2 protein-coding genes are annotated in these 1,690 nt (G+C 73.4%); one reads left to right on the top strand and one right to left on the bottom strand.

Translation table 11 applies throughout. The features are described from left to right. Positions 1-249 precede the first annotated feature (249 nt). Complete coding sequence (locus L7D48_RS28605; protein WP_237883980.1) at positions 250-792, top strand: NUDIX domain-containing protein; 543 nt, start codon at positions 250-252, stop codon at positions 790-792. Positions 793-870: 78 nt separating this feature from the next. Here the strand turns inward: L7D48_RS28605 and L7D48_RS28610 are convergent, their stop codons facing one another. After that, on the bottom strand, positions 871-1,659 hold the full coding sequence (locus L7D48_RS28610) for a pyridoxamine 5'-phosphate oxidase family protein (RefSeq protein ID WP_374494168.1): 789 nt from the start codon (positions 1,657-1,659) through the stop codon (positions 871-873). Positions 1,660-1,690 lie beyond the last annotated feature (31 nt).

Here is a 1,690-nt window from a genome sequence, read left to right on the forward strand (position 1 = left end):
GGGGTGTGAAGGGGCGTGGAGGGACTCGGCCGGGCTCCGTGGGATCCGGTGGGGCGCGGGGCGGCTTGAAGCTCCCCCCTCATGCCTCAGGCCGCCCCGTGCGACGCGCGTAAACAGCGCATGGTCAAGGTTAGTTGACTGAGCGTTATTGTCCAGTCGTCATATCGGCGCCCGCCCGCGGTCCCGCCTGCCTTCCCGTCCTCCGTGCCCGGAGGTTTCACCGGCCCCCGGGCGGGCCAGACCTCCCCCATGACCGCCGACGCGCGCCCCGTGGTCAAACGCACCGCCCGGGCCATCCTGCTCGATGACGACGAGATGATCCTGATCAAGCGGACCAAGCCCGGCCGCGAGCCGTACTGGATCACTCCGGGCGGCGGTGTCGAGACCGGGGACGCCACCGTCGTCGACGCCCTCCACCGCGAGCTGGACGAGGAGTTGGGGGCGAAGGTGACCGACGTGGTCCCCGCCTTCGTCGACACCGTCCCCTACGACCCGGCCGAGGACGCGGGGGGCGGTGCGGCGGTCGTCGCACCGCGGGCCGCGGAGGCGGCGGACGCCGCGGGAGGCGCGGTGAAGGTGCAGTTCTTCTTCGTCTGCCGGCTGGCCTCGATGGACCTGTCGCGCCGGCACGGCCCGGAGGTCGAGGAGCCGCGCGGCGAGTACGAGGTCGTCCGCGTCCCCTTCACCCGCGCGGGCATCGCCTCGGTGGAGGTGGTGCCTCCCTCGCTGCGCACCTACCTTGACGCCAACGTCGAGGGCGTACGCGCCCTGCTGGGCCCGGACCTGGGCTGACGCCCCGGGAGTCGTCCCGGTCCCGGTCCCGGTCCGGAGGAGCCGGGGAGCCGGGGAGCCGAGGAGCCGGGGAGCCGATCAGCCGAACCAGCCCCGGAACGGCGTACGTTCGCCTTCCGCCCGGCGCCGCCGGGCCTTGTCGAGCAACTGCTCGGCGTGGGCGCGCCAGGCCGCCGGATCGTCGGAGGGCGGTACGTCCCCGCCGGATCCGCCGTGCACACTCGCGCGATCGCGCTCGCGCGGCGGCCGTACGGCCGGGCCGCCGCGATGCCTCGCCTCCCGCGCCGTCCCGAAGAAGTCCCCGCCCTTGCGCCGCTGGTCGTCCGTGCCCCAGTCGCGCGGGGTCCCCTTGGGCGCCCGCTGCAGATGGGGGATGTGCTTGGCGCAGTGGATGTAGGCCTCCTCCACCGTCACCCGCACCCACACCAGTGCCCGCCGGCCGGGCACGGAGTCGGACGGCAGGTCCGGGTGGGCCGGGCGCAGTTCGGCGTCCTCGACGATCTCGGCGCGGCCGTTGACGTGCAGACCGATCCGGGCCTGGAAGAAGTCGATCAGCAGGATGCCCAGATGCGGGTTCTCCTGGATGTTGCCGAGACTGGCGTGCACTCCGTTGCCCCGGTACTCGGGGTAGACCAGGGTCCGCTCGTCGATCACGTGCAGGAAGCCGGGCGGACCGGCGCGGAAGGAGTTGTCGCACTCGCCGTGCCGGTCGGCGGTGGCCAGGAAGAACATCTCCTGCCGGCCGATGAACTCCCGCATCCGCTCGTTGAGGTGGTCGAGCATCTGCTCGCCGTAGAAGCGGTCGGCGCGCTCGGTCGTGCCCAGGCGCTGCTGCATCGCGTGCTCGCCGTCGCTGCCGGGGCGCACGGGCTCGGGGCCGGGAGCGGGGTCCGGGGAG

This window comes from Streptomyces sp. ICN903 (assembly GCF_022015835.1).
GTDB lineage: Bacteria > Actinomycetota > Actinomycetes > Streptomycetales > Streptomycetaceae > Streptomyces > Streptomyces fenghuangensis.

Coding starts and splice junctions, on each gene's coding strand:
- L7D48_RS28605 (WP_237883980.1), top strand. CDS start 250: ATGACCGCCGACGCGCGCCCCGTGGTCAAACGCACCGCCCGGGCCATC.